The sequence below is a fragment of the Streptomyces sp. NPDC017936 genome (genome assembly GCF_044328485.1).
Taxonomy (GTDB): Bacteria; Actinomycetota; Actinomycetes; order Streptomycetales; family Streptomycetaceae; genus Streptomyces.
In genome coordinates this window covers 313286-332473 of sequence record NZ_JBIRHK010000002.1, presented here as the reverse complement: position 1 = coordinate 332473, position 19188 = coordinate 313286, and the positions used below count along the sequence as shown (strand labels likewise).

14 protein-coding genes and 1 pseudogene are annotated in these 19188 nt (G+C 72.8%); 6 read left to right on the top strand and 9 right to left on the bottom strand.

What is annotated here, in order from left to right; genetic code table 11:
* Positions 1–21 precede the first annotated feature (21 nt).
* Positions 22–636: an isochorismatase family protein gene (locus ACH4F6_RS05050; RefSeq protein ID WP_397958483.1), complete on the bottom strand. Its 615-nt coding sequence runs from the start codon at positions 634–636 to the stop codon at positions 22–24.
* A 147-nt stretch (positions 637–783) separates the two neighbouring features.
* Positions 784–1803, bottom strand: a complete 1020-nt coding sequence (locus ACH4F6_RS05045; RefSeq protein WP_397958787.1) for a bile acid:sodium symporter family protein — start codon at positions 1801–1803, stop codon at positions 784–786.
* Between the two features lie 235 nt (positions 1804–2038).
* On the opposite strand from ACH4F6_RS05045, the gene ACH4F6_RS05040 reads away from it, so the two are divergent.
* Positions 2039–2959, top strand: a complete 921-nt coding sequence (locus tag ACH4F6_RS05040) for a LysR substrate-binding domain-containing protein (protein ID WP_397958482.1) — start codon at positions 2039–2041, stop codon at positions 2957–2959.
* Here the strand turns inward: ACH4F6_RS05040 and ACH4F6_RS05035 are convergent.
* Positions 2934–3914 carry an Lrp/AsnC family transcriptional regulator gene (locus ACH4F6_RS05035; RefSeq protein WP_397958481.1) on the bottom strand — a complete coding sequence of 327 codons (981 nt, stop codon included), beginning with the start codon at positions 3912–3914 and terminating at the stop codon, positions 2934–2936. The two genes, ACH4F6_RS05040 and ACH4F6_RS05035, sit on opposite strands and share 26 nt — an antisense overlap.
* 118 nt (positions 3915–4032) lie before the next feature.
* On the opposite strand from ACH4F6_RS05035, the gene ACH4F6_RS05030 reads away from it, so the two are divergent.
* The 3 genes from ACH4F6_RS05030 to ACH4F6_RS05020 all read left to right on the top strand — a co-directional run bounded on the left by ACH4F6_RS05030 (position 4033) and on the right by ACH4F6_RS05020 (position 8616).
* Positions 4033–5532, top strand: a complete 1500-nt coding sequence (locus ACH4F6_RS05030; RefSeq protein WP_397958480.1) for an MFS transporter — start codon at positions 4033–4035, stop codon at positions 5530–5532.
* 238 nt (positions 5533–5770) lie between these two features.
* The gene (locus ACH4F6_RS05025) at positions 5771–7597 is read left to right on the top strand and encodes an AMP-dependent synthetase/ligase (protein ID WP_397958479.1); all 1827 of its coding nucleotides are present in this window, start codon (positions 5771–5773) and stop codon (positions 7595–7597) included.
* A 182-nt stretch (positions 7598–7779) separates the two neighbouring features.
* A complete protein-coding gene (locus ACH4F6_RS05020) occupies positions 7780–8616 on the top strand; it encodes an aldo/keto reductase (protein WP_397958478.1) in 837 nt (278 codons plus the stop codon).
* A 58-nt stretch (positions 8617–8674) separates the two neighbouring features.
* Here the strand turns inward: ACH4F6_RS05020 and ACH4F6_RS05015 are convergent, their stop codons facing one another.
* The 3 genes from ACH4F6_RS05015 to ACH4F6_RS05005 all read right to left on the bottom strand — a co-directional run bounded on the left by ACH4F6_RS05015 (position 8675) and on the right by ACH4F6_RS05005 (position 11271).
* Positions 8675–9394, bottom strand: a complete 720-nt coding sequence (locus ACH4F6_RS05015) for an SDR family oxidoreductase (protein ID WP_397958477.1) — start codon at positions 9392–9394, stop codon at positions 8675–8677.
* A 168-nt stretch (positions 9395–9562) separates the two neighbouring features.
* The gene (locus ACH4F6_RS05010; RefSeq protein WP_397958786.1) at positions 9563–10225 is read right to left on the bottom strand and encodes an NAD(P)-dependent oxidoreductase; all 663 of its coding nucleotides are present in this window, start codon (positions 10223–10225) and stop codon (positions 9563–9565) included.
* An 80-nt stretch (positions 10226–10305) separates the two neighbouring features.
* Complete coding sequence (locus tag ACH4F6_RS05005) at positions 10306–11271, bottom strand: EamA family transporter (protein ID WP_397958476.1); 966 nt, start codon at positions 11269–11271, stop codon at positions 10306–10308.
* A gap of 78 nt (positions 11272–11349) precedes the next feature.
* Here ACH4F6_RS05005 and ACH4F6_RS05000 point away from each other — a divergent pair, with 78 nt between their 5' ends.
* The gene (locus ACH4F6_RS05000) at positions 11350–12258 is read left to right on the top strand and encodes a LysR family transcriptional regulator (protein ID WP_397958785.1); all 909 of its coding nucleotides are present in this window, start codon (positions 11350–11352) and stop codon (positions 12256–12258) included.
* A 55-nt stretch (positions 12259–12313) separates the two neighbouring features.
* Here the strand turns inward: ACH4F6_RS05000 and ACH4F6_RS04995 are convergent, their stop codons facing one another.
* The 3 genes and pseudogenes from ACH4F6_RS04995 to ACH4F6_RS04985 form a co-directional block, all read right to left on the bottom strand.
* Complete coding sequence (locus tag ACH4F6_RS04995) at positions 12314–13294, bottom strand: class I SAM-dependent methyltransferase (protein WP_397958475.1); 981 nt, start codon at positions 13292–13294, stop codon at positions 12314–12316.
* Between the two features lie 161 nt (positions 13295–13455).
* On the bottom strand, positions 13456–15189 hold the full coding sequence (locus tag ACH4F6_RS04990; protein ID WP_397958474.1) for a glycoside hydrolase family 6 protein: 1734 nt from the start codon (positions 15187–15189) through the stop codon (positions 13456–13458).
* A gap of 87 nt (positions 15190–15276) precedes the next feature.
* A pseudogene (locus tag ACH4F6_RS04985) lies at positions 15277–15813 on the bottom strand (cellulase family glycosylhydrolase); the annotation flags it as partial.
* Positions 15814–16137: 324 nt separating this feature from the next.
* Between ACH4F6_RS04985 and ACH4F6_RS04980 the strand changes: the two are divergent.
* On the top strand, positions 16138–19053 hold the full coding sequence (locus ACH4F6_RS04980; protein ID WP_397958473.1) for a glycoside hydrolase family 48 protein: 2916 nt from the start codon (positions 16138–16140) through the stop codon (positions 19051–19053).
* Positions 19054–19188 lie beyond the last annotated feature (135 nt).

The window sequence follows — 19188 nt, the reverse complement described above, 5'->3', positions numbered from 1 at the left end:
CGCGTCTCGTACCGTCGCGTCTCAGTCCGTGGAGTACCCGTCCGGGGCGCTCGCGGACGCGAACCGCACGGCGTCCGAGCGGACGACCGTGCCCAGGCGCGGGAAGTCGAACCGCACCGACGCCTCGTGCTCGGCGCCGATGAGCGCGGCCATGGCGTCCTCGACGAGGACGAGGTCGTAGCCGAGGTCGGCGGCGGCGCGCGCCGTGGACTCCACGCCGAGGTTGGTGGCGATGCCGCCGAACACCAGCGTGGTGACGCCGCGCCGGCGCAGCTGCTCGTCGAGGCCGGTGCCCTGGAAGCCGCCGATGGTGCGCTTGACGACCTCGATGTCGCCGTCGTGCAGCAGGCCGGGCACCAGACCGCTGCCGGGCGGCTGCTTGGCGATGCCGGGGCGTTCCACGCGGACCAGGACGACGGGGGCGCCGGCGGCCCGGAAGGCGTCCGCGAGGTGCTCGGCGACCGCCAGGACGTCGCTGCCCTTGTGGGGGGCGAGGGGCAGCGCGACCATCCGGTCCATCAGGTCGACGAGGACGAGTGCGGTGCGCGCGGGATCGAGCGCGAGGGGAACGGGTGCGAATGCGGTGCGCGCCGGATCGAGCACGCGGGGAGCGGGTGCGAGTGCGACTGCGGTCATGACGGAACGTTATCCCTCGTTGACCGTCCGTCCCGGTAATTGGTCGGACACACCGCCGACCGCGTATCGCATACCGTCGCCGGTGGACGACGCCCCGGCCGGATCCGGCGTCCGCCCCGGCCGGATCCGGCGTCCGCGGCGGCGGGGTCAGGGCGACCGCGGCCCCGTGTCGACCGCGGTCCGGGACGCCGCGCCCGGCGCCCCGCCGGCGGTGACCGGCTCCGGCCGCGGGTCGTGCGAGCGGCGTTTGGCGATCACCGCGCACACCATGAGCTGCATCTGGTGGAAGAGCATCAGCGGCAGCACCGCCAGTGAGGCGTGCGCGCCGAACAGGACGCTCGCCATGGGCAGTCCGGAGGCGAGCGACTTCTTGGAGCCGGCGAACTGGATCGCGATCCGGTCCTCCCGGCCGAAGCGCAGGGCCTTCGCCCCGTACCAGGTCAGCGCGAGCATCACGGCGAGCAGCACGGCCTCGACGGCGAGCAGCCCCGCGAGCCGGACGGCGCTGACCTGGTGCCAGATGCCCTGGACCACGCCCTCGCTGAACGCGGTGTAGACGACGAGGAGGATGGAGCCGCGGTCGACGTGGCCGAGGCCCTTCTTGTGCCAGGCGACGAAGCCGCCGATCCAGCGCCGCAGGAGTTGCCCGGAGACGAACGGCACCAGGAGCTGCAGCACGATCCGGACGAGGGAGTCCGCGGAGAAGCCGCCGCCGGTGCTGCCGAGCAGCGCGGCCGCGAGCAGCGGCGTGACGACGATGCCGGCGAGGGAGGAGAAGGAGCCCGCGCAGATCGCGGCGGGCACGTTGCCCCGGGCGATCGAGGTGAAGGCGATCGAGGACTGGATGGTGGAGGGGACGAGGGTGAGGAACAGCAGTCCCTGGTAGAGCGGCTCGGTGAGCAGCACCGGGACGACTCCGCGGGCGGCCAGGCCCAGCAGCGGGAAGATCACGAAGGTGCAGGCGAGGACGGTGACGTGCAGCCGCCAGTGCCGCAGTCCGTCCAGCGCCTCCGCGGTGGACAGGCGGGCGCCGTAGAGGAAGAAGAGGAAGGCGATCGCGGCCGTGGAGGCGCCGGAGGCCACGTCGGCGGCGGCGCCGCGGGCCGGGAGGAGCGCCGCGAGGCCCACCGTCCCCAGCAGCAGGAGGATGTACGGGTCGATCGGCATCCGGCTCGGCCGGCGCAGGCGTTTCACGGTGCTCCACTTGCTCGGGGTACGTCGTTCGTTCCGCCGGGTGTGCGGCGTTCGGCGCGCTCGGGCACGTCGTCCGTCCGCGGTCCGTCCGCCGTGCCACGGGCCCGGAGGGTGCCCCTCCATGGTCCTCCCCGGCCCCGTGATCGGGAATCCGTCCTACCGCTCTGACTGTCATCGCGCATCGTGATGACCGGGTACCGTGGACGGCGTGTACGACCCCTCTCACCTGCGGACTTTTCTGGCCGTCGCGCAGACCCTGAGTTTCACCCAGGCCGCCCGGCGGCTCGGGCTGCGCCAGTCCACGGTCAGCCAGCACGTGCGGCGGCTGGAGGACGCGACCGGGCGGACGCTGTTCTCCCGGGACACGCACTCGGTGGAGCTGACCGAGGACGGCGAGGCGATGCTCGGTTTCGCCCGCCGGATCCTGGAGGTGCACGAGCAGGCCGCGGCGTTCTTCACCGGCACCCGGCTGCGCGGCCGGCTGCGGTTCGGCGCCTCGGAGGACTTCGTGCTGACCCGGCTGCCGGAGATCCTGGAGGGCTTCCGGCACGACCACCCCGAGGTGGACCTGGAACTGACGGTGGAGCTGTCCGGGACGCTGCACGAGCGGCTGGCGGCCGGGAAGCTGGACCTGGTGCTGGCCAAGCGGCGCCCGGAGGACGCGCGGGGCGAGCTGGTCTGGCACGACGAGCTCGTGTGGATCGGCGCGCAGCGGCTGCGGCTGGATCCGGAACGCCCGGTCCCGCTGATCGTCTTCCCGCCGCCCGGCATCACCCGCGCGCTCGCCATGGAGGCGCTGGAGCGGCAGGGGCGGCCGTGGCGGATCGCGTGCACGAGCGGCAGCCTGAACGGTCTGGTGGCGGCGGCCCGCGCCGGCCTGGGCGTGATGGCGCACTCGCGCGGCCTGATCCCGCCCGGCCTGGTGCGGGTCCCGGACCGGTCGGGTCTGCCCGAGCTGGGCCGGGTGGACTTCGTGCTGGTGCACGGCCGGCGCCGGCCCTCCGCCCAGGGCGCGGCGGACGCGCTGGCGGCGGCGATCCTGGCGGGCGGCGACCGGCTGCACCGGCGGGGGCCCGGGGCGCGGGCCGCCGCGCCGGACCGCCTCAGCGGCCCGGGGGCTGGTAGGTGAGTTGTTTGATCCGCCGCAGGAACGGCGTCGTCTCCACGTGCCGGACGCCCGGCAGGCGGCCGAGGGGGCCGCTGAGGTAGGCGTACAGGCCCGCCGTGTCGCGGACGACGGCGGTGACGACGATGTGGGAGGGGCCGGCCGTGGCGGAGGCGAAGGCGACCTCGTCGTGGGTGGCGAGGGCCTCGCCGACCTCGTGCAGGGCGGAGGGCGCGGTGGTGATCCACAGGGCGGCGGCGAGGGGGTGGCCGAGGATCTCGGAGTGGTACTCGACGTCGATGTAGACGGCGCCGGAGGCGAGCAGGGAGGCGAGGCGGCGCTTGACGGCGGACTCGGAGCGGCCGGTGGCGCGCTGGAGCTCGGGGTGGCCGGCGCGGCCGTCGCGTTCGAGGACGGCGAGGAGCGGTTCGTCCTCGGGGTCGATGCGGGCCGGCCCGGCGGGTGGTGCGGGGCGGGGCGCGAGGGCGGCGATCTGGTCCCGGTCGAGGGCGGTGAACTTGCGCAGCCAGCCGGTGGGTCCGCCGTAGAAGCGGTGGAGGAGCTGCTGGGCGCGGATCTCCACGACGCTGGGGGTGCGGGGCAGCTTGCCGAGGATGAGGTCGTCGTGGTCGCCGGGGTGCCGGGGGCGGGTCATGCAGACGATCTCGGTGCCGCCGGAGCCGAGGCCGATCCAGTGGGTGTCGTGGCGCTTGGCGAGGGCGTCGGCGATGACGGCGGCGCTGTCGGGGACGCAGCGCAGCCGGAGCATCCACTGGTCCTGGCCGAGGCGTTCGGCGTCCCGTACGGCGACCACGCGCAGGCCGGCCTCGGCGGTCAGTCTGCGGTAGCGGCGCGCGATCGTCTGGTCGGAGACGCCGAGGACCGCGCCGATCCGGCTGAAGGGGGCCCGGCCGTCGATCTCGAGCGCCGACAGCAGTTGCACGTCCAGCTCGTCGAAGGTGTGGGTTTCCCTCGCCATCGGCTTCTCCCCCGTCGGATCCCGTCGGTCCGGCGCCGGTTTCCGCGGCGATCGGCCGTCCCTCGCCCATCGTACGGAGCGGCCGGCAATCCCCGTACGGAAAAGAGGAGTTGGGCAGATGCGCAGATGGGGGCCGCTGACGGCGGTGTGCCTGGGGACGTTCATGCTGTTGCTGGACGTGACGATCGTGGTGGTGGCGCTGCCGGACATGGCGCGGGCGCTGGACGCGTCGCTGAGCGATCTGCAGTGGGTGGTGGACGGGTACGCGCTCGCGCTGGCCGCGCTGCTGCTGGGGGCGGGGGCCGCGGCCGACGTCCTCGGGCGGCGGCGGGTGCACGTGGCGGGCGTGGTGGTGTTCGCGGCGGCGTCGCTGTGGTGCGGGCTGGCGTCCGGGCCGCAGGCGCTGGTCGTGGCGCGGGCCGTGCAGGGCGTGGGGGCGGCCGCGGTGTTCGCCACGACGCTGCCGCTGCTCGGCTCCGTCTACCAGGGGCGGCGCCGGTCGGCCGCGCTCGGCGTGTGGGGCGCGGTCAGCGGTGGCGCGGCGGCGGTGGGGCCGGTGCTGGGCGGGCTGCTCACCGCGGGGCCGGGCTGGCGGTGGATCTTCCTGGTGAACCTTCCGGTGAGCGTGCTGGCGGTGTGGCTGACGCTGAGGGTGGTGCCGGAGTCGAAGGGTCCGCGGGGCATGCGGGTGGACTGGGCGGGCACGGTGGCGTTCGCCGGGTTCGCGGGCGGTACGACGTACGCGGTGGTGCGGGCCGGGGCGGACGGGTGGACGGCGCCGGCGACGCCGGTGTCGTTCGCGGTGGCCGCGCTCGCGCTGGTGGGCTTCGTGCTGGCGGAGCGGCGCGCGGCCCATCCGCTGCTCGACCTGCGGCTGCTGCGGGTGCCCGCCTTCGTGGGGGTGATGGCGGGCGCGTTCGCCTTCAACGGGGTGGCGTTCGGGGTGACGCCGTACCTGTCGATCTGGATGCAGACGCTGCTGGGCATGAGCCCGGTGCGCGGCGGGCTCACGCTGCTGCCGATGACGGTGGCCGCCATGGTGGTCGCGGTGCTGGTCGGCAAGCTGCTGCACGGGGTGCCGGCCCGGTGGACGGTCGGTGGCGGGCTGCTGCTGATCGGTGCGGGCTGCCTGTGCCAGGCGGTGCTGGACGCGGGGTCCGGCTGGACGGCGCTGGCGCCCGGGTTCGTGCTGGTGGGGATCGGGACCGGGTTCGTGGCGCCGACCGTGGCGGGCGCGGCGCTGGCCGCGGTGCCGGCCGAGCGGTCCGGCATGGCGGGCGGCGCGGTGAGCACGGTCCGCCAGCTCGGCTACGCGCTGGGGGTCGCCGTCTTCGGCACCGTCCTGACCTCGCGGATGGCGGACGCGCTCCCGCACGGGGCGGCCCACACGCTGGCGGGCGGCGGCGCCGGGGCGCTGCGCGGCACGTACGGCGAGCACGCCCTGCGGGACGCGTTCGCCACCGGGCTGGACGGCGCGCTGGTCGCGGCGGGCGTCACCGGTCTGGTGGCCGGTGTGCTCGTCGTCGTCCTGCTCCGGCCGGCGCGCGGGGAGCGGGTGGCGGTGCCGGAACCGGCCGCCGCGGCCCCGGCCGGACCGCGGGCGTCGGCGCGCGGCTGACCCGCCCCCGTCGAGGGGCCGGGCGGGGTGAGCGGGTCGGGCAGATTCGGTGGAGATTACGGCACCGGGACGTACCCGACCGTCGGATTTCCGTCCGGCCCTTCCCCATGTGAGCTCGTCTTCCTGCGCTGACCAGCGCGGACGGGAGCATCGTCCGCTTTTCCGCCCCTCTCCCGCCCCGCGCGCGCGTGGGGTAGCTTTCACGGCGCTGTGCGGCCACGAGAAGCGGGGTGCGGGTTTGCGCGAGTTCACCACTCCTGCGTCGGCGCCGGCACCGCCGGTGGGCGGACTGGCCGACGTCGTCTACCGGCACGCCCAGGAGGACCCCCACCATGTCGCGCTCGGCCGCAAGGACGAGCACGGCGAGTGGCGGGACGTGACCGCCGCCGGGTTCCGCGACGAGGTCCTCGCGCTGGCCAAGGGCCTGCTCGCGCAGGGCGTCCGCTTCGGCGACCGCGTCGCGATCATGTCCCGCACCCGCTACGAGTGGACCCTGTTCGACTTCGCCCTGTGGACCATCGGCGCCCAGGTGGTCCCCGTCTACCCGACCTCCTCGGCCGAGCAGTGCTTCTGGATGCTGTACGACGCGGAGGCCACGGCCGCGGTGGTGGAGCACGAGGACCACGCGATGACGATCGCCACCGTCATCGACCGCCTGCCGCGGCTGCGCCGCCTGTGGCAGCTGGACTCGGGCTGCGTGCAGGAGCTGTACGACGCGGGCGCCTCCATCGAGGACGACGTGGTGCACCGGCACCGGGAGGCGGTCACGCCCGACTCGGTCGCCACGGTCATCTACACCTCCGGCACGACCGGCCGGCCCAAGGGCTGTGTCGTCTCGCACGGCAACTTCATGTTCGAGGCGGACACCGTCATCGAGCGCTGGGAGCCGGTGTTCCGCTCCAAGAAGGGTGACGAGGCGGCGACCCTGCTGTTCCTGCCGCTCGCCCACGTCTTCGGGCGGATGGTGGAGATCGCCGCGATCCGCGGCAAGGTCCGCCTCGGCCACCAGCCCCAGCTGCACGCGTCCGCCCTGCTGCCCGACCTGGCCGCGTTCCGGCCGACGTTCTTCCTGGCCGTGCCGTACATCTTCGAGAAGGTGTTCAACGCCGCCCGCCGCAAGGCGGAGCGGGAGGGGAAGTCCGGGCCGTTCGAGAAGGCCGTGGACGTCGCCGTGAACTACGCGGAGGCGGTGGAGGCCAAGGCCTGGGGCACAGGGCCCGGCCCCTCCGCGGGGCTGCGCGTGCAGCACCAGCTGTTCGACAGGCTCGTCTACTCCAGGATGCGCGCCGCGATGGGCGGCCGGGTGCGGCACGCCATGTCCGGCGGCTCCGCGATGGACCGCAGGCTGGGCCTGTTCTTCGCCGGCGCGGGCGTGCAGGTCTACGAGGGCTACGGCCTGACGGAGTCGACGGCGGCCGCGACCGCCAACCCGCCCGGACGCACCCGCTACGGCACCGTCGGCCGGCCCATCCCGGGCGTGACCGTGCACATCGCGGACGACGGCGAGATCTGGCTGCACGGCGACAACGTCTTCCAGGGGTACCTGAACAACCCCAAGGCCACCGACGAGACCCTGCACGACGGCTGGCTGGCCACCGGCGACCTCGGCTCCCTCGACGAGGACGGCTACCTCACCATCACCGGCCGCAAGAAGGAGATCCTGGTCACCTCCGGCGGCAAGAGCGTCTCGCCGGGGCTGCTGGAGGAGCGGGTGCGCGACCATCCGCTGGTCCACCAGTGCATCGTCGTCGGCAACGACCGGCCGTTCGTGGCCGCCCTGGTCACCCTCGACCAGGAGGCCGTCGAGCACTGGCTGCAGATGCGCAAGAAGCCCGCGATGACGCCGGCGCAGCTGGTGCGCGACCCGGACCTGGAGGCGGAGGTGCGCCGCGCCGTGGTCGCCGCGAACACCCTGGTCTCGCAGGCGGAGTCGATCCGCACCTTCCGCATCCTCGCCCAGCCCTTCACGGAGGAGCACGGCCTGCTCACCCCGTCGCTGAAGCTGAAACGCAGGGCCATCGAGAACGCCTACGCCGACGAGGTCGACGCGTTGTACCGGACCTGACGGCACGGGGCAGGCACGCGACAGGCATGCGACAGCGCTCGACGGAGTCCGACAACACGCGATCGGTCGTGACCTTTTGTGAGGCTCCGTGGTTCGAATTCGGGGGTCAGGAATGCATCACGCGTCGTGATCGTTGACGATGGTGGAGAACACTTGACGGACAACCGAAGGATCGAGAGCTCGTGAGCAGCAAGGTCCCCCCGATCACCCTCAACAACGGCGTCGAGATGCCCCAGCTGGGCTTCGGCGTCTGGCAGGTGCCGGACGACGAGGCGGCGCGGGCGGTCAGCACCGCGCTGGAGGCCGGGTACCGCAGCATCGACACAGCGGCGATCTACGGCAACGAGGAGGGCACCGGCCGGGCGATCGCCACCTCCGGCGTGCCCCGCGAGGACGTCTTCGTCACCACCAAGCTCTGGAACAGCGACCAGGGGTACGACGCGACGCTGCGCGCGTTCGACGCCTCGCTGGAGAAGCTGGGCCTGGACTACGTCGACCTGTACCTCATCCACTGGCCGCTGCCGGCCCGGGACACCTACGTCGACACCTACAAGGCGTTCGAGAAGCTCCTGTCGGACGGCCGCGCGCGGGCCATCGGCGTCTCGAACTTCCTGCCGGAGCACCTCGAGCGGCTGATCGGCGAGACGTCGGTCATCCCGGCGGTCAACCAGATCGAGCTGCACCCGCACCTCCAGCAGCAGGCCGCCCGCGAGTTCCACGCCGAACGGGGCATCGCCACGGAGGCCTGGTCCCCGCTCGGCCAGGGCAAGGGCCTGCTGGAGGTCCCGGCGATCGTCGCCATCGCCCGGAAGCACGGCCGCACCCCGGCCCAGGTCGTGCTGCGCTGGCACCTCCAGCTCGGCAACGTCGTGATCCCCAAGTCGGTGACGCCGTCCCGGATCAAGGAGAACATCGAGGTGTTCGACTTCAGCCTGGACGCCGAGGACCTGGCCGCGATCAGCGCGCTGAACGAGGACCGGCGCATCGGCCCGGACCCGGCCGCGTTCGACGTCGTCTGAGCCTTTCGGCCTCCGTCGAGGGCGCCTTCCCGTCGCGGGGGGGGGCGCCCTCGACGTGTCAGTTGGGCTGGCCGATCGGCCGTACGACGACGGTGTTCACGTCGACGCCCTCGGGCTGCCGGATCGCCCAGACCACGGAGTCGGCGATCTGGTCGGCGGTCAGCAGATGCCCGGGCGGCAGGCTGCCGTAGCCGTCCCAGAACGGGGTCTCCACCCGGCCGGGCGCGATCAGGGTCACCCCGACGCCCCACTCGGTGACCTGCCGGCGCGTGTTCTCCGCGAGGCCGGTCACCGCCCACTTCGTCGCCCCGTAGAGGTTGCCCGGGGTGGGCACGAAGCCGGCGACGCTGCCGACGAGCACGATCCGGCCCCGACTCTCCTTGAGGGCGTCGACGGAGGCGCGGACGAGGAAGGCGGGACCCAGCACGTTGGTCAGGACCATGTCGGTCCAGCCGGCCGGGTCGCCTTCGGCGACGGAGTCGTGGGTGGCGGTGCCGGCGTTGGCGACGACGGTGTCCAGTCGGCCGTACCGCTCGAGCGTGCGGTCGACCGCCGACTGTACGCAGTCGTAGTCGGTCGTGCTGCCGGCGACCGTCAGCAGTGTCCCGGGGTCCCCCCGTTCGGCGGCGAAGGAGCGCAGCCGCTCCTCGCTCCGGCCGGTGACGGTGACCCGGTGGCCGGCGTCCAGCAGTCGCCGTGCGACGGCGGCGCCGATGCCGCTGCCGCCGCCGGTGATCAGAGCGACCGGCGCGTCCGGCGAGCCGGGTGAGTTGCCCATGGTGGTACCCCCTGTGCGGTGCGTGAACTGCGCGGCAGTCAACCACTTGGAGCTCTCTCCAAGTCAACCCCGTTCAGGGGGAGTTGAGTGCCGGCACGGTCCTCGGCGAGGGGCCGGCCGCACCGGGGCGCACCAGCGGGACCCGTCTTCCGTCGGTCCGCGCCCGGCTCACACCGACCCGTGCGCGTCGTCCCGGTGGACGACCGTGATGTGCCGCTCGGGGCCGGGATCCTCGAGTTCGTCGACCACGGCGACGGCCAGGTCCTCGGCGCTGATCCACGAGCGGCCGTCGGCGGCGGTGAGCAGGGTGTCGGTGCCGCGCCGGTAGCGGCCGGTGCGGGTGCCGGGTTCGAGCAGCGCCGGCGGGCTCAGGTACACCCAGTCCCCGAAGGCGTGGGCCCGGCAGGCCCGCAACTGGGCGAGCCCGGCGGCGGCGACGGCCCGGTGCTCGGCGGGCACGTGGGCCGGATCGTCCGCGACCAGCAGGTCCCGGTCGCCGGGACTGCGCAGGGCACCGGCGCCGCCGACCACGAGGACGCGCATCCCGTGCCCGGCGGCGACGTCCAGCACCGTGCGGGTGGCGCCGACCAGGAACTCCGGGTCGGCCGGAAAGGTCCGCACGGTCACCACGACGGCGTCCGGGACGGCGCCGTGAGCCGCGGCGCCGGCCAGCGCGTCACGCAGGGCGCGCGGGTCGTGCGCGTCGACCGCGACCGGCCTCACGTCCGGGTCCCCTCCCCCGGGCTTCCGGGACAGGGCGAGCACCCGGTGCCCACGTCCCACGGCCTCCTCGGTCACCCGGCTGCCCACCATGCCGGTGGCTCCGAGCACGGCGATCGTCCTGCGGGGCGCCAGGAGGCCGGGCTCCGCCGAGCCCCTCCCGGTCGAACCGTTCTCCGTCGAACCGGTCGTCATCGGTTCCGCTCCTTTCGGCCGTCGGCCTCCTCCGTGCGCCCGCCGCGCGCCGTACGGCGGGGCGGGAGCGGGGAGTTGAACTGTGCGGCGAGCAACGCGGCCAGGGCCAGGACGAACCCCAGGGTCTGCGGGAGGTTCAGCGACTCGCCCAGTCCGAGACCGACGACGGTCGCGACCAGCGGGGACAGCAGCACCAGCGGTGCGGACGCGCCGACCGGCAGCCGCCCGAGCCCGCGGAACCACACCGTGTAGGCGATCAGCCCGCCCATGCCGCCGAGCCACAGGTAACCGCCGGCCGCCGCGGCGTCGATCCGCTGCGGCACCCCTTCGAGCGCGAGCGTGAGCGGGAGCAACAGCAGTCCCCCGGCCGTCAGTTGCCAGCCCGCCAGGGTCAGGGGGCCCACTCCCGCGGGGCGGCCCCAGCGCTTGGTGAGGACGACTCCGCCGGCCATCGTGGCCGTACCGCCGAGGCCGGCGAGCACCCCGACGGCGTCCAGGTGTGCCTCCGGTCCGAGGACGACGAGCCCGACGCCGAGCACGCCCAGCACCCCCCAGGTCCACCTCCACGCCGTCGGCCGGTCGTGCAGCACCGCGATGGCCAGTCCGGCGACCAGCAGCGGCTGGGTGGCGCTGAGGGTGGCGGCGGCCCCGCCGGGGAGCCGTTCCGCCGCCAGGAACAGCAGGGGGAACAGCGCACCGATGTTGAGCACGCCGAGGACGGCGGCCTTCCACCACCAGTCTCCGCGCGGGAGCACGCGGGTGATCGCCAGTCCGGCGAGCCCGGCGGGCAGGGCGCGCATCAGTCCGGCGAACAGGGGATGCCCGGGCGGGAGGAGCTCCGTGGTCACGGCGTACGTGGTGCCCCAGGAGGCCGGGGCGAGCGCGGTGAGCGCGACGGTCGCCGCCCGCTGCGCGGACGCCGTCCGCGGCGGTCCCGGCGACCGTTCGGTCAAGGTCTGCATGCACGGCAGTCTCGCCGCCGCCGTTCATGACTCCAAAGCATGCTTGTCATGCCAGCCATGAACGACGACGATGGATGGGTGGACCTCCAGCAGATGCGCTACGCCGTCGCCCTCGCCGAGACCCGGAACTTCACCCGCGCCGCCGAGCGCTGTGCGGTCGTGCAGTCCTCGCTCAGCCACCGGATCGCCGGCCTGGAGCGGGAGCTCGGGGTCCGGCTCTTCGCCCGGACCAGCCGACGCGTCGAGCCGACCGGCGCCGGGGCCGCGTTCGTCGCCGCCGCCCGCGAGTGCCTGGCCGCCGCCGACCGCGCGGTCACCGACGCCGCCGCCGCGGCCGGCGTGGTGCGGGGCCGGCTCGCCGTCGGCGTCATCGTGACCGCGGCCGCCGTGGACGTGCCCGAACTGCTCCAGCGGTACCGCGCCCGGTACCCGGAGGTCCGGGTCGTCCTGCGGTCGGGACGCAGTGACGACCTGGTGGCGGCGCTCCGCGCGGGCGATCTGGACATCGCCTTCCTCGGCCTGCCGGAGGGCGAACGGCCCTCCGGGGTGGAGACCGTCGTCCTCGATCACGACCGGCACGTGCTGGTGGTGCCGTCCGGGCACCGGCTCGCGGGCGCCTCCCGGGTCACGCTGGAGGAGATCGCCGGGGAGACCTTCGTGGACTTCGTGGCCGGAACGCCCGCCCGCGCGCAGTCCGACCGGGCGTTCACCGCCGCCGGCCTGGTCCGCGACGTCGCGTACGAGGCCGGCGTGGTGGAGTTGATGACCCGGCTGATCGCGCGGGGGCTCGGTGTCGCGCTGATGCCGTCGGCGTTCGTCGGCCCGCTGGCCGCCGGCGATCCGGAACTGGCGCTGGTCCCGGTCGTCGACGGTCCGCGCCGGCTCGAGTACCTGGCGTGGAGCCGTTTCAACCCCAGCCCGGCGACCCGGGCCGTGCTCGGTGTCCTCGGGGTCACCTCGCCGGCCCGGGAGGGGTCCGGCGGATGACCGGTACGGGCATCCGCCGGACGGGCGCCCGTCCGGCGTCCGTCCGGGGCGGGCCCTAGGCCGGCTTGACCGCGGTGTGCACGGTGTGGGCCGCCAGGACGAAGACGTCCGGCCTGCGGTGCACGCCCGCCGGGTCCTGCGGGTCGAGCAGCCGGTCCAGCACGGCCCGGTCGTCGGCGTCGAGGGCGTCGCCGAAGCCCTCGCGCAGCCGGCCGAGGAAGGTGGCGATGTGCGCGCGGGCCCGGTCGGAGGCGGGGGCGGGCAGGTCGAGCAGGAAGCTGCGGGTACGGGCGCGCTCGAGGCCGACCGCGTTCAGCAGCGCCGGCCAGTCCTCGGTCTCCGCGACGGAACCCGGCAGGTCGGCCCGCATCCGGGCGAACCACTCCGCTTCCAGGACGTCGAGCCGGGCCTGGAGGCCGGGGCGGCCGAGTCCGAGGTCGCGCGGCAGGAACCGGGACGGCAGACCGCCCTCCATGATCGCCAGGGTGCCGCCGGGCGCCAGTCGCCCGGCGAACGCGGCGAGAGCGGCCCGCTGGTCGCCGAGGTGGTGCAGGCTGCGGCCGGCCCACAGCAGGTCCGCCGGGTAGTCCAGCTCGTCGAGGACGCCGGGGAGCTCTCCGGCGAGCGTGCCGAAGCGGTCGCCGTACCCGAGCCGGGCGGCCCGGTCCCGGGCCCGCTCCAGGAGCGGCTCGGAGCCGTCGACCGCCAGGACCCGCGCGCCGGGGAACGTCTCGGCGAACAGACAGGAGACCACCCCGGGGCCGCTGCCCGCGTCGACGATCAGACCCGGCTCGGTCACCTCCTGCCCCAGCCAGGACAGGGCCCGCTCGTACAGGGGCGTGAACAGCTCGGCCTGGGCCTCCAGGTGCGGGCCCATCTCGGCCCAGTCGATGTCGGTCTCCTGGACGTCGCCGTGAGCGTGACCGTGGCCAGGACCGGGACCGTGACCATGGCGGTGGCCGTGGCCGTGATGGTGGCCGGGTCGGCCAAGGGCGCCGTCCTGGTCGCCGTGGTGTTCCTGCTGCTGGTGCGCCATCGTGGTCGCCCTTTCGTCCGTGATGCCGCCAGCGTGCGCCGACGCACCGGACCGAGGCCACCGCTGTTGCCGGGACGGCAAAAAACGGCAGGGCGGAACCCCGCCGGAACGCGGTCGTGGCCGACACGGTTCCGGCGGGGCTCCGCCCCGGTGTCACCCGGTCAGGACAGCGGCGGGTAGGCGTTCTGCATCAGCTGCTGGAACTGGGCGGAGAACCAGTGCCCGGAGACCGGCGCGTTCGGCAGGGCGCCCGACATGTTGTTGTTGTTGCGCGGGTTGCCGGTGTACGTCGGGTCGCACATCCGGTCGAAGCCCTTGCCCTCGTCGTTCGGGATGGCGCTGCTGGAGCCGTCGGACTCGCCCGGCGGCTTCATCCAGACGTAGGCGTCGATCCCGGTCGCCGGAGCGGCCTGCGGGCGTTCGCCGAGGCCGGCACCGGACTGGTTGCACCAGTTGCCGGTGTTGAGACGGCGGTCGTAGCGGCCGCCGTCGACGTAGGTGTCCACGTTGGTCGTGGCGCCCGGACCGGTGGGCCGGGCGGTGCCGCCCCAGCCGTTGCGGGAGGTGTCGATCAGCATGCCGATGCCGGAGTTGAAGCCGGCGGTGACCAACTGGTTGCGGAAGGCCTGGGCGAAGGACAGCTCGTCGACGTAGCGGTTCCAGTCGACCCACTTCGACTCGCGGACCGACTTGCCGGCCACCGAGTCGTTGATGGTGAAGTTGTTCTCCTTCAGGGCACTGTAGTTGGCCGTGTTGGTGATGAAGCCGTGGACGTCGTTGACGGTGGCGCCCTCGGTGGTCGCCGCCTCCTTCATCAGGGTCGCGGTGGGGGCGAAGTTGTCGTCCCAGCCGATCCAGCCGTGGTGTCCGGCGTCGATGTAGTTGTAGACGTTGGGCACGTCACCGAGCTTGTTCAGGGCGTAGCCGATGCCCTTCTGGTAGTTGCCGTTGGCCTTCATCACGTCGCACTGCGGGGTGGCCGTCGCGCGGCTGCCGGTGTTGGTGACGAGGTTGGGCAGCGAGTCGATCTCGATGGTGGTGACGATGCGCAGCCCGGCGTACTTGGAGTCGGCGAGGATGGCCTTGATCGGGTCGATGTACTGCGTCTTGTACTTGTCGATCTCCGTCGGGCCCAGCTCGCCGTTGGAGGCGAGGGCGGCGCAGTCACGTCCGGGCAGGTTGTAGATGACCAGCTGGACGACGAGCTCGCCGGAGCCCTTCTGCTTCAGCGCCTCGTCGAGGTGGGCGCGCAGGCCCATGCCGCCGTTGACGCCGTTGATCGCGGCGATGCGGTCGAGCCAGACGCCGGTGGGCTGGTTGGAGATGCGGCTGCCGCCCGGTTCGGCCGCGGCCTTCGCCGACCACTCGGGGTTCACGTACACCTTGGCGCCGGCGTAGGGGTTGTCGACCCGGGTGCCGGGGGTGCCGGGGTCGGTCGGGCCCGGGTCGGTCGGGCCCGGGTCGGTGGGGCCGCCGCCGTCGACGTTGCAGGTCACGCCGTCGAGGGTGAAGGTGGCCGGGACGGCGTTGCTGCCGCTGTAGGTGCCCTGGAACCCGAAGCTGACCGAACCGCCGTTCGCCAGCGTGCCGTTGTAGCTCTCGTTGGCGGCGGTGACGGCCGCCCCGGACTGGGTGACCTTCGCGTTCCAGCCGTTGGTGATCTTCTGGTTCCCGGCGTACGACCACTTCACCGCCCAGCTCGACTTCGCGGCCGAGTTGTTGGTGACGGTGACGTTGGCGGTGAAGCCGGTGCCCCAGTCGTTCTGCACCTTGTAGTCGACGGTGCAGGGCACGGCGGCGATGCCGGCGTCACCGGGGACGACCGCGAGCGCCGTCCCGGAGGCGCCGGCGACCAGCGCCATCGCGGCGAGTATCGCTGTTCTGCTGCGGCTCATGAGTGCGGGTTTCCCTCTCTGTTGCGGGTGTCGGTGTGTTCCGGTCTCGGTCGGTTCGGATGAGGGTCGGTTCGGATGAGGGTCGGTTCAGGCAGGAGTCGGCTCGGACAGGGGTCGGGGGTGGGCCGGCTCGGGGTGCGGGGTGCCGAGGGCGCGCAGGTGGTCGCGCAGCCCGGTGCCGTACGCCGTGGGCGTCCCGTCGTGGTCCGGGATCGGGGACGGGCCGGTGGAGCAGTCCCAGGTGTTCCAGGTCCAGCCCGGGTACGACAGGCGGCGCTCGTCGGACCACCGCACGACCTGGTCGACGAACCCGTGGGAGCAGGTGTTCTCCCCGATCTCCCCTGCCACCAGCGGGACCCGGGCGGTGACGGGGGCGAGCGTGGGGTTCCAGCAGCTCGCGTCGGAGCAGGTGCTGGAGTGGTACACGTGCCGGGCGGCGGCGAGACTGCCCGCCGGGTCGGTGGGCTGGTACGCCGGCCACTGACCGAGGTCGTCGGAGTACGCGAGCCCGCCGGCGAGGATCACGTTCGTGGCGCCGGTGGACCGTACGGCGTCGACGAGATCCTGCATACCGGCGACCTCGTACCCGTTGCCCGGGCAGGTGCCGCCGTCGCGCCGGCACTGCTACGTCTGGGCGACCGTGTCGGCGACGGCTAAAAGTACTGAACGCGGGGGGTGGCGCATGAGCGACTCCTTGCAGCTCGGGCGCGTCGTGACGGACGCGTCGACTGGTGGAACCGCTCCCACTGGTGTCAGTGACGCTAGCGCCAAGCGTGGGCAAAGAACAGGGGAGCCGCTGACTTTCCCTCAACTTTTCACGTCGAATCTTTTCGACTCTTCAAGCACCTTGACCGCACTCGACCCCCTCCCCACTATGGGAGCGCTCCCACTGGTTCAAGGCTTGTTGCTCCTCCCCACATCTCCGAGCCGCAAGGAGGAACCAGCACCATGGATCCCTCACGCAGACGTCGCGCGGCGCGGCGGCTGTGGACCGCCGTCGTGGCGGCCCTCGCCCTCCCCGTGGCCATGCTCGGCACGAGCTCGACTCCCGCTCAGGCGGCGGCACTCCAGTGCAGCGTCGACTACAAGACCAACGACTGGGGCTCCGGCTTCACCGCCGACCTGACCCTCACCAACCGCGGCACGGACCCGATCAGCGGCTGGACCCTGACGTACGCGTACGCCGGCAACCAGAAGCTGACCAACGGCTGGAACGGCACCTGGTCGCAGTCCGGGCAGCAGATCACCGTGAAGAACGCCTCGTACAACGGGACGATCGCCGTGGGCGCGGCGGTCAGCACGGGCGCGCAGTTCACCTACAGCGGCAGCAACGCCGCCCCCGCCTCCTTCTCCGTCAACGGCACCCCGTGCACGGGCGCCCATCAGCCCCCCGCCACCGTGCTGACCAGCCCGGCGCCGGGGAGCGTCTACACGCAGGGTGACGCGGTGCCGCTCGCGGCGACCGCCGCGGCCGCCGACAACGCGACCGTCACCAAGGTCGAGTTCTACGACGACACGACGCTGCTGGGCACCGACACCAGCTCGCCGTACTCCCTGTCGGCCACAGGTTTGACCGTGGGCAGTCATTCCTTGGTGGCGAAGGCGTACGACAGCCTGGGCGCGTCCGCGTCGTCCACGCCGGTCGGCATCACGGTCGCCTCGGGACCGGCCGTGGTGGCCTCCACCGGCCAGCTCGCGGTGCAGCAGGGCAAGACGGGTTCGTACGAGGTGAAGCTGTCGACCCAGCCGTCCGCGAACGTGACCGTCACCACCGCCCGCACCAGCGGGAACACGGGCCTGACGGTGACCGGCGGCGCGACCCTCACCTTCACCCCGTCGAACTGGAACACCGCCCAGAAGGTGACCGTCACGGGCAACGCCACCGGCACCGGCTCGGCGACCTTCGACTCGACGGCCGCCGGTCACGGCAAGGCCTCGGTCACGGTCACCCAGATCGCCGCGTCGAAGGTGTACGACGCCCGCTTCCTGGAGCTCTACGGCAAGATCACCAACCCGGCGAACGGTTACTTCTCGCCCGAGGGCATCCCCTACCACTCGGTGGAGACGCTGATCGTCGAGGCCCCGGACCACGGCCACGAGACCACGTCGGAGGCCTACAGCTACCTCCTGTGGCTGCAGGCCATGTACGGCAAGGTCACGGGCGACTGGACCAAGTTCAACGGCGCCTGGGAGATCATGGAGAAGTACATGATCCCGACCCACGCCGACCAGCCGACGAACTCCTTCTACAACGCCTCGAAGCCGGCGACGTACGCGCCCGAGCTGGACACGCCCGACGAGTACCCGGCGAAGCTGGACAGCGGGGTGTCGGTGGGACCGGATCCGATCGCCGGTGAACTGAAGACCGCCTACGGCACCGACGACGTCTACGGCATGCACTGGCTGCAGGACGTCGACAACGTCTACGGCTACGGCAACTCGCCCGGCAAGTGCGAGGCCGGCCCGGCGGACACCGGCCCGTCGTACATCAACACCTTCCAGCGCGGCGCGCAGGAGTCGGTGTGGGAGACGGTGCCGCAGCCGACCTGCGACGCCTTCAAGTACGGCGGCAAGAACGGGTACCTGGACCTGTTCACGGGCGACTCTTCTTACGCCAAGCAGTGGAAGTTCACCAACGCGCCGGACGCCGACGCGCGGGCCGTGCAGGCGGCGTACTGGGCGGACGTCTGGGCCAAGCAGCAGGGCAAGGGCGGTGACGTCTCCGCGACCGTCGGCAAGGCCGCGAAGATGGGCGACTACCTGCGGTACGCGATGTACGACAAGTACTTCAAGAAGATCGGCAACTGTGTCGGTCCCTCCGCCTGCCCGGCCGGCACCGGCAAGGACGCCTCGCACTACCTGCTCTCCTGGTACTACGCCTGGGGCGGCGCCACCGACACCTCGGCGGGCTGGGCCTGGCGCATCGGCTCCAGCCACGCGCACGGCGGCTACCAGAACCCGCTCGCCGCGTACGCGCTCAGCGCCTACGCGCCGCTGAAGCCGAAGTCGGCGACCGGCCAGACCGACTGGGCCAAGTCGCTGGAACGGCAGGTGGAGTTCTACCGCTGGCTCCAGTCCAACGAGGGAGCCATCGCGGGCGGCGCCACCAACAGCTGGGCGGGCCGCTACGCGACCCCGCCGGCCGGCAAGTCGACGTTCTACGGGATGTACTACGACCAGCAGCCCGTCTACCACGACCCGCCGTCCAACCAGTGGTTCGGCTTCCAGGCGTGGTCGATGGAGCGGGTGGCCGAGTACTACCAGCAGACGGGGAACGCGGCCGCCAAGGCCGTCCTCGACAAGTGGGTCGACTGGGCGCTGTCCAAGACCACGGTCAACCCGGACGGCACGTTCCTGATCCCCTCCACCCTCCAGTGGTCGGGCCAGCCCGACACCTGGAACGCCGCGAGCCCCGGCGCCAACACGGGACTCCACGTCACCGTCGCCGACTACACGAACGACGTCGGTGTGGCGGCCGCGTACGCCAAGACCCTGACGTACTACGCCGACCGTTCCGGTGACACCGCGGCCGCGACCACGGCGAAGGCCCTCCTGGACGGCATGTGGAACAACAACCAGGACGCCCTCGGCATCGCGGTCCCGGAGACCCGCACCGACTACAACCGCTTCGACGACGCCGTGTACGTCCCGAGCGGCTGGACCGGCACCATGCCGAACGGCGACGCGATCAACTCCTCGTCGACGTTCGACTCGATCCGCTCCTTCTACGAGGACGACCCGGCCTGGTCGAAGATCGAGGCCTACCTCGCGGGCGGTGCCGCGCCCACCTTCACGTACCACCGGTTCTGGGCCCAGGCGGACATCGCCCTGGCCATGGGCTCGTACGCGGAGCTTCTCGAATAAGCCCCCGCTAAGGCTCCGCGTACCGCGCCGGGCGGTCCCCACCCGCACAGGGGACCGCCCGGTCGTCGCACGCCTCGCATCCCCCCTCCCCCCGCACACCCCGCGCATTCCTCCCCCATGGTTTCGCGAGGAAGG

Excerpts from the sequence above, each read along its gene's own strand:
- ACH4F6_RS04995 (WP_397958475.1), bottom strand. The coding sequence starts at position 13,294 with ATGGCGCACCAGCAGCAGGAACACCACGGCGACCAGGACGGCGCCCTT.
- ACH4F6_RS04990 (WP_397958474.1), bottom strand. The coding sequence starts at position 15,189 with ATGAGCCGCAGCAGAACAGCGATACTCGCCGCGATGGCGCTGGTCGCC.
- ACH4F6_RS05030 (WP_397958480.1), top strand. The coding sequence starts at position 4,033 with ATGCGCAGATGGGGGCCGCTGACGGCGGTGTGCCTGGGGACGTTCATG.
- ACH4F6_RS05015 (WP_397958477.1), bottom strand. The coding sequence starts at position 9,394 with ATGGGCAACTCACCCGGCTCGCCGGACGCGCCGGTCGCTCTGATCACC.
- ACH4F6_RS05035 (WP_397958481.1), bottom strand. The coding sequence starts at position 3,914 with ATGGCGAGGGAAACCCACACCTTCGACGAGCTGGACGTGCAACTGCTG.
- ACH4F6_RS05005 (WP_397958476.1), bottom strand. The coding sequence starts at position 11,271 with ATGCAGACCTTGACCGAACGGTCGCCGGGACCGCCGCGGACGGCGTCC.
- ACH4F6_RS05050 (WP_397958483.1), bottom strand. The coding sequence starts at position 636 with ATGACCGCAGTCGCACTCGCACCCGCTCCCCGCGTGCTCGATCCGGCG.
- ACH4F6_RS04980 (WP_397958473.1), top strand. The coding sequence starts at position 16,138 with ATGGATCCCTCACGCAGACGTCGCGCGGCGCGGCGGCTGTGGACCGCC.
- ACH4F6_RS05045 (WP_397958787.1), bottom strand. The coding sequence starts at position 1,803 with ATGCCGATCGACCCGTACATCCTCCTGCTGCTGGGGACGGTGGGCCTC.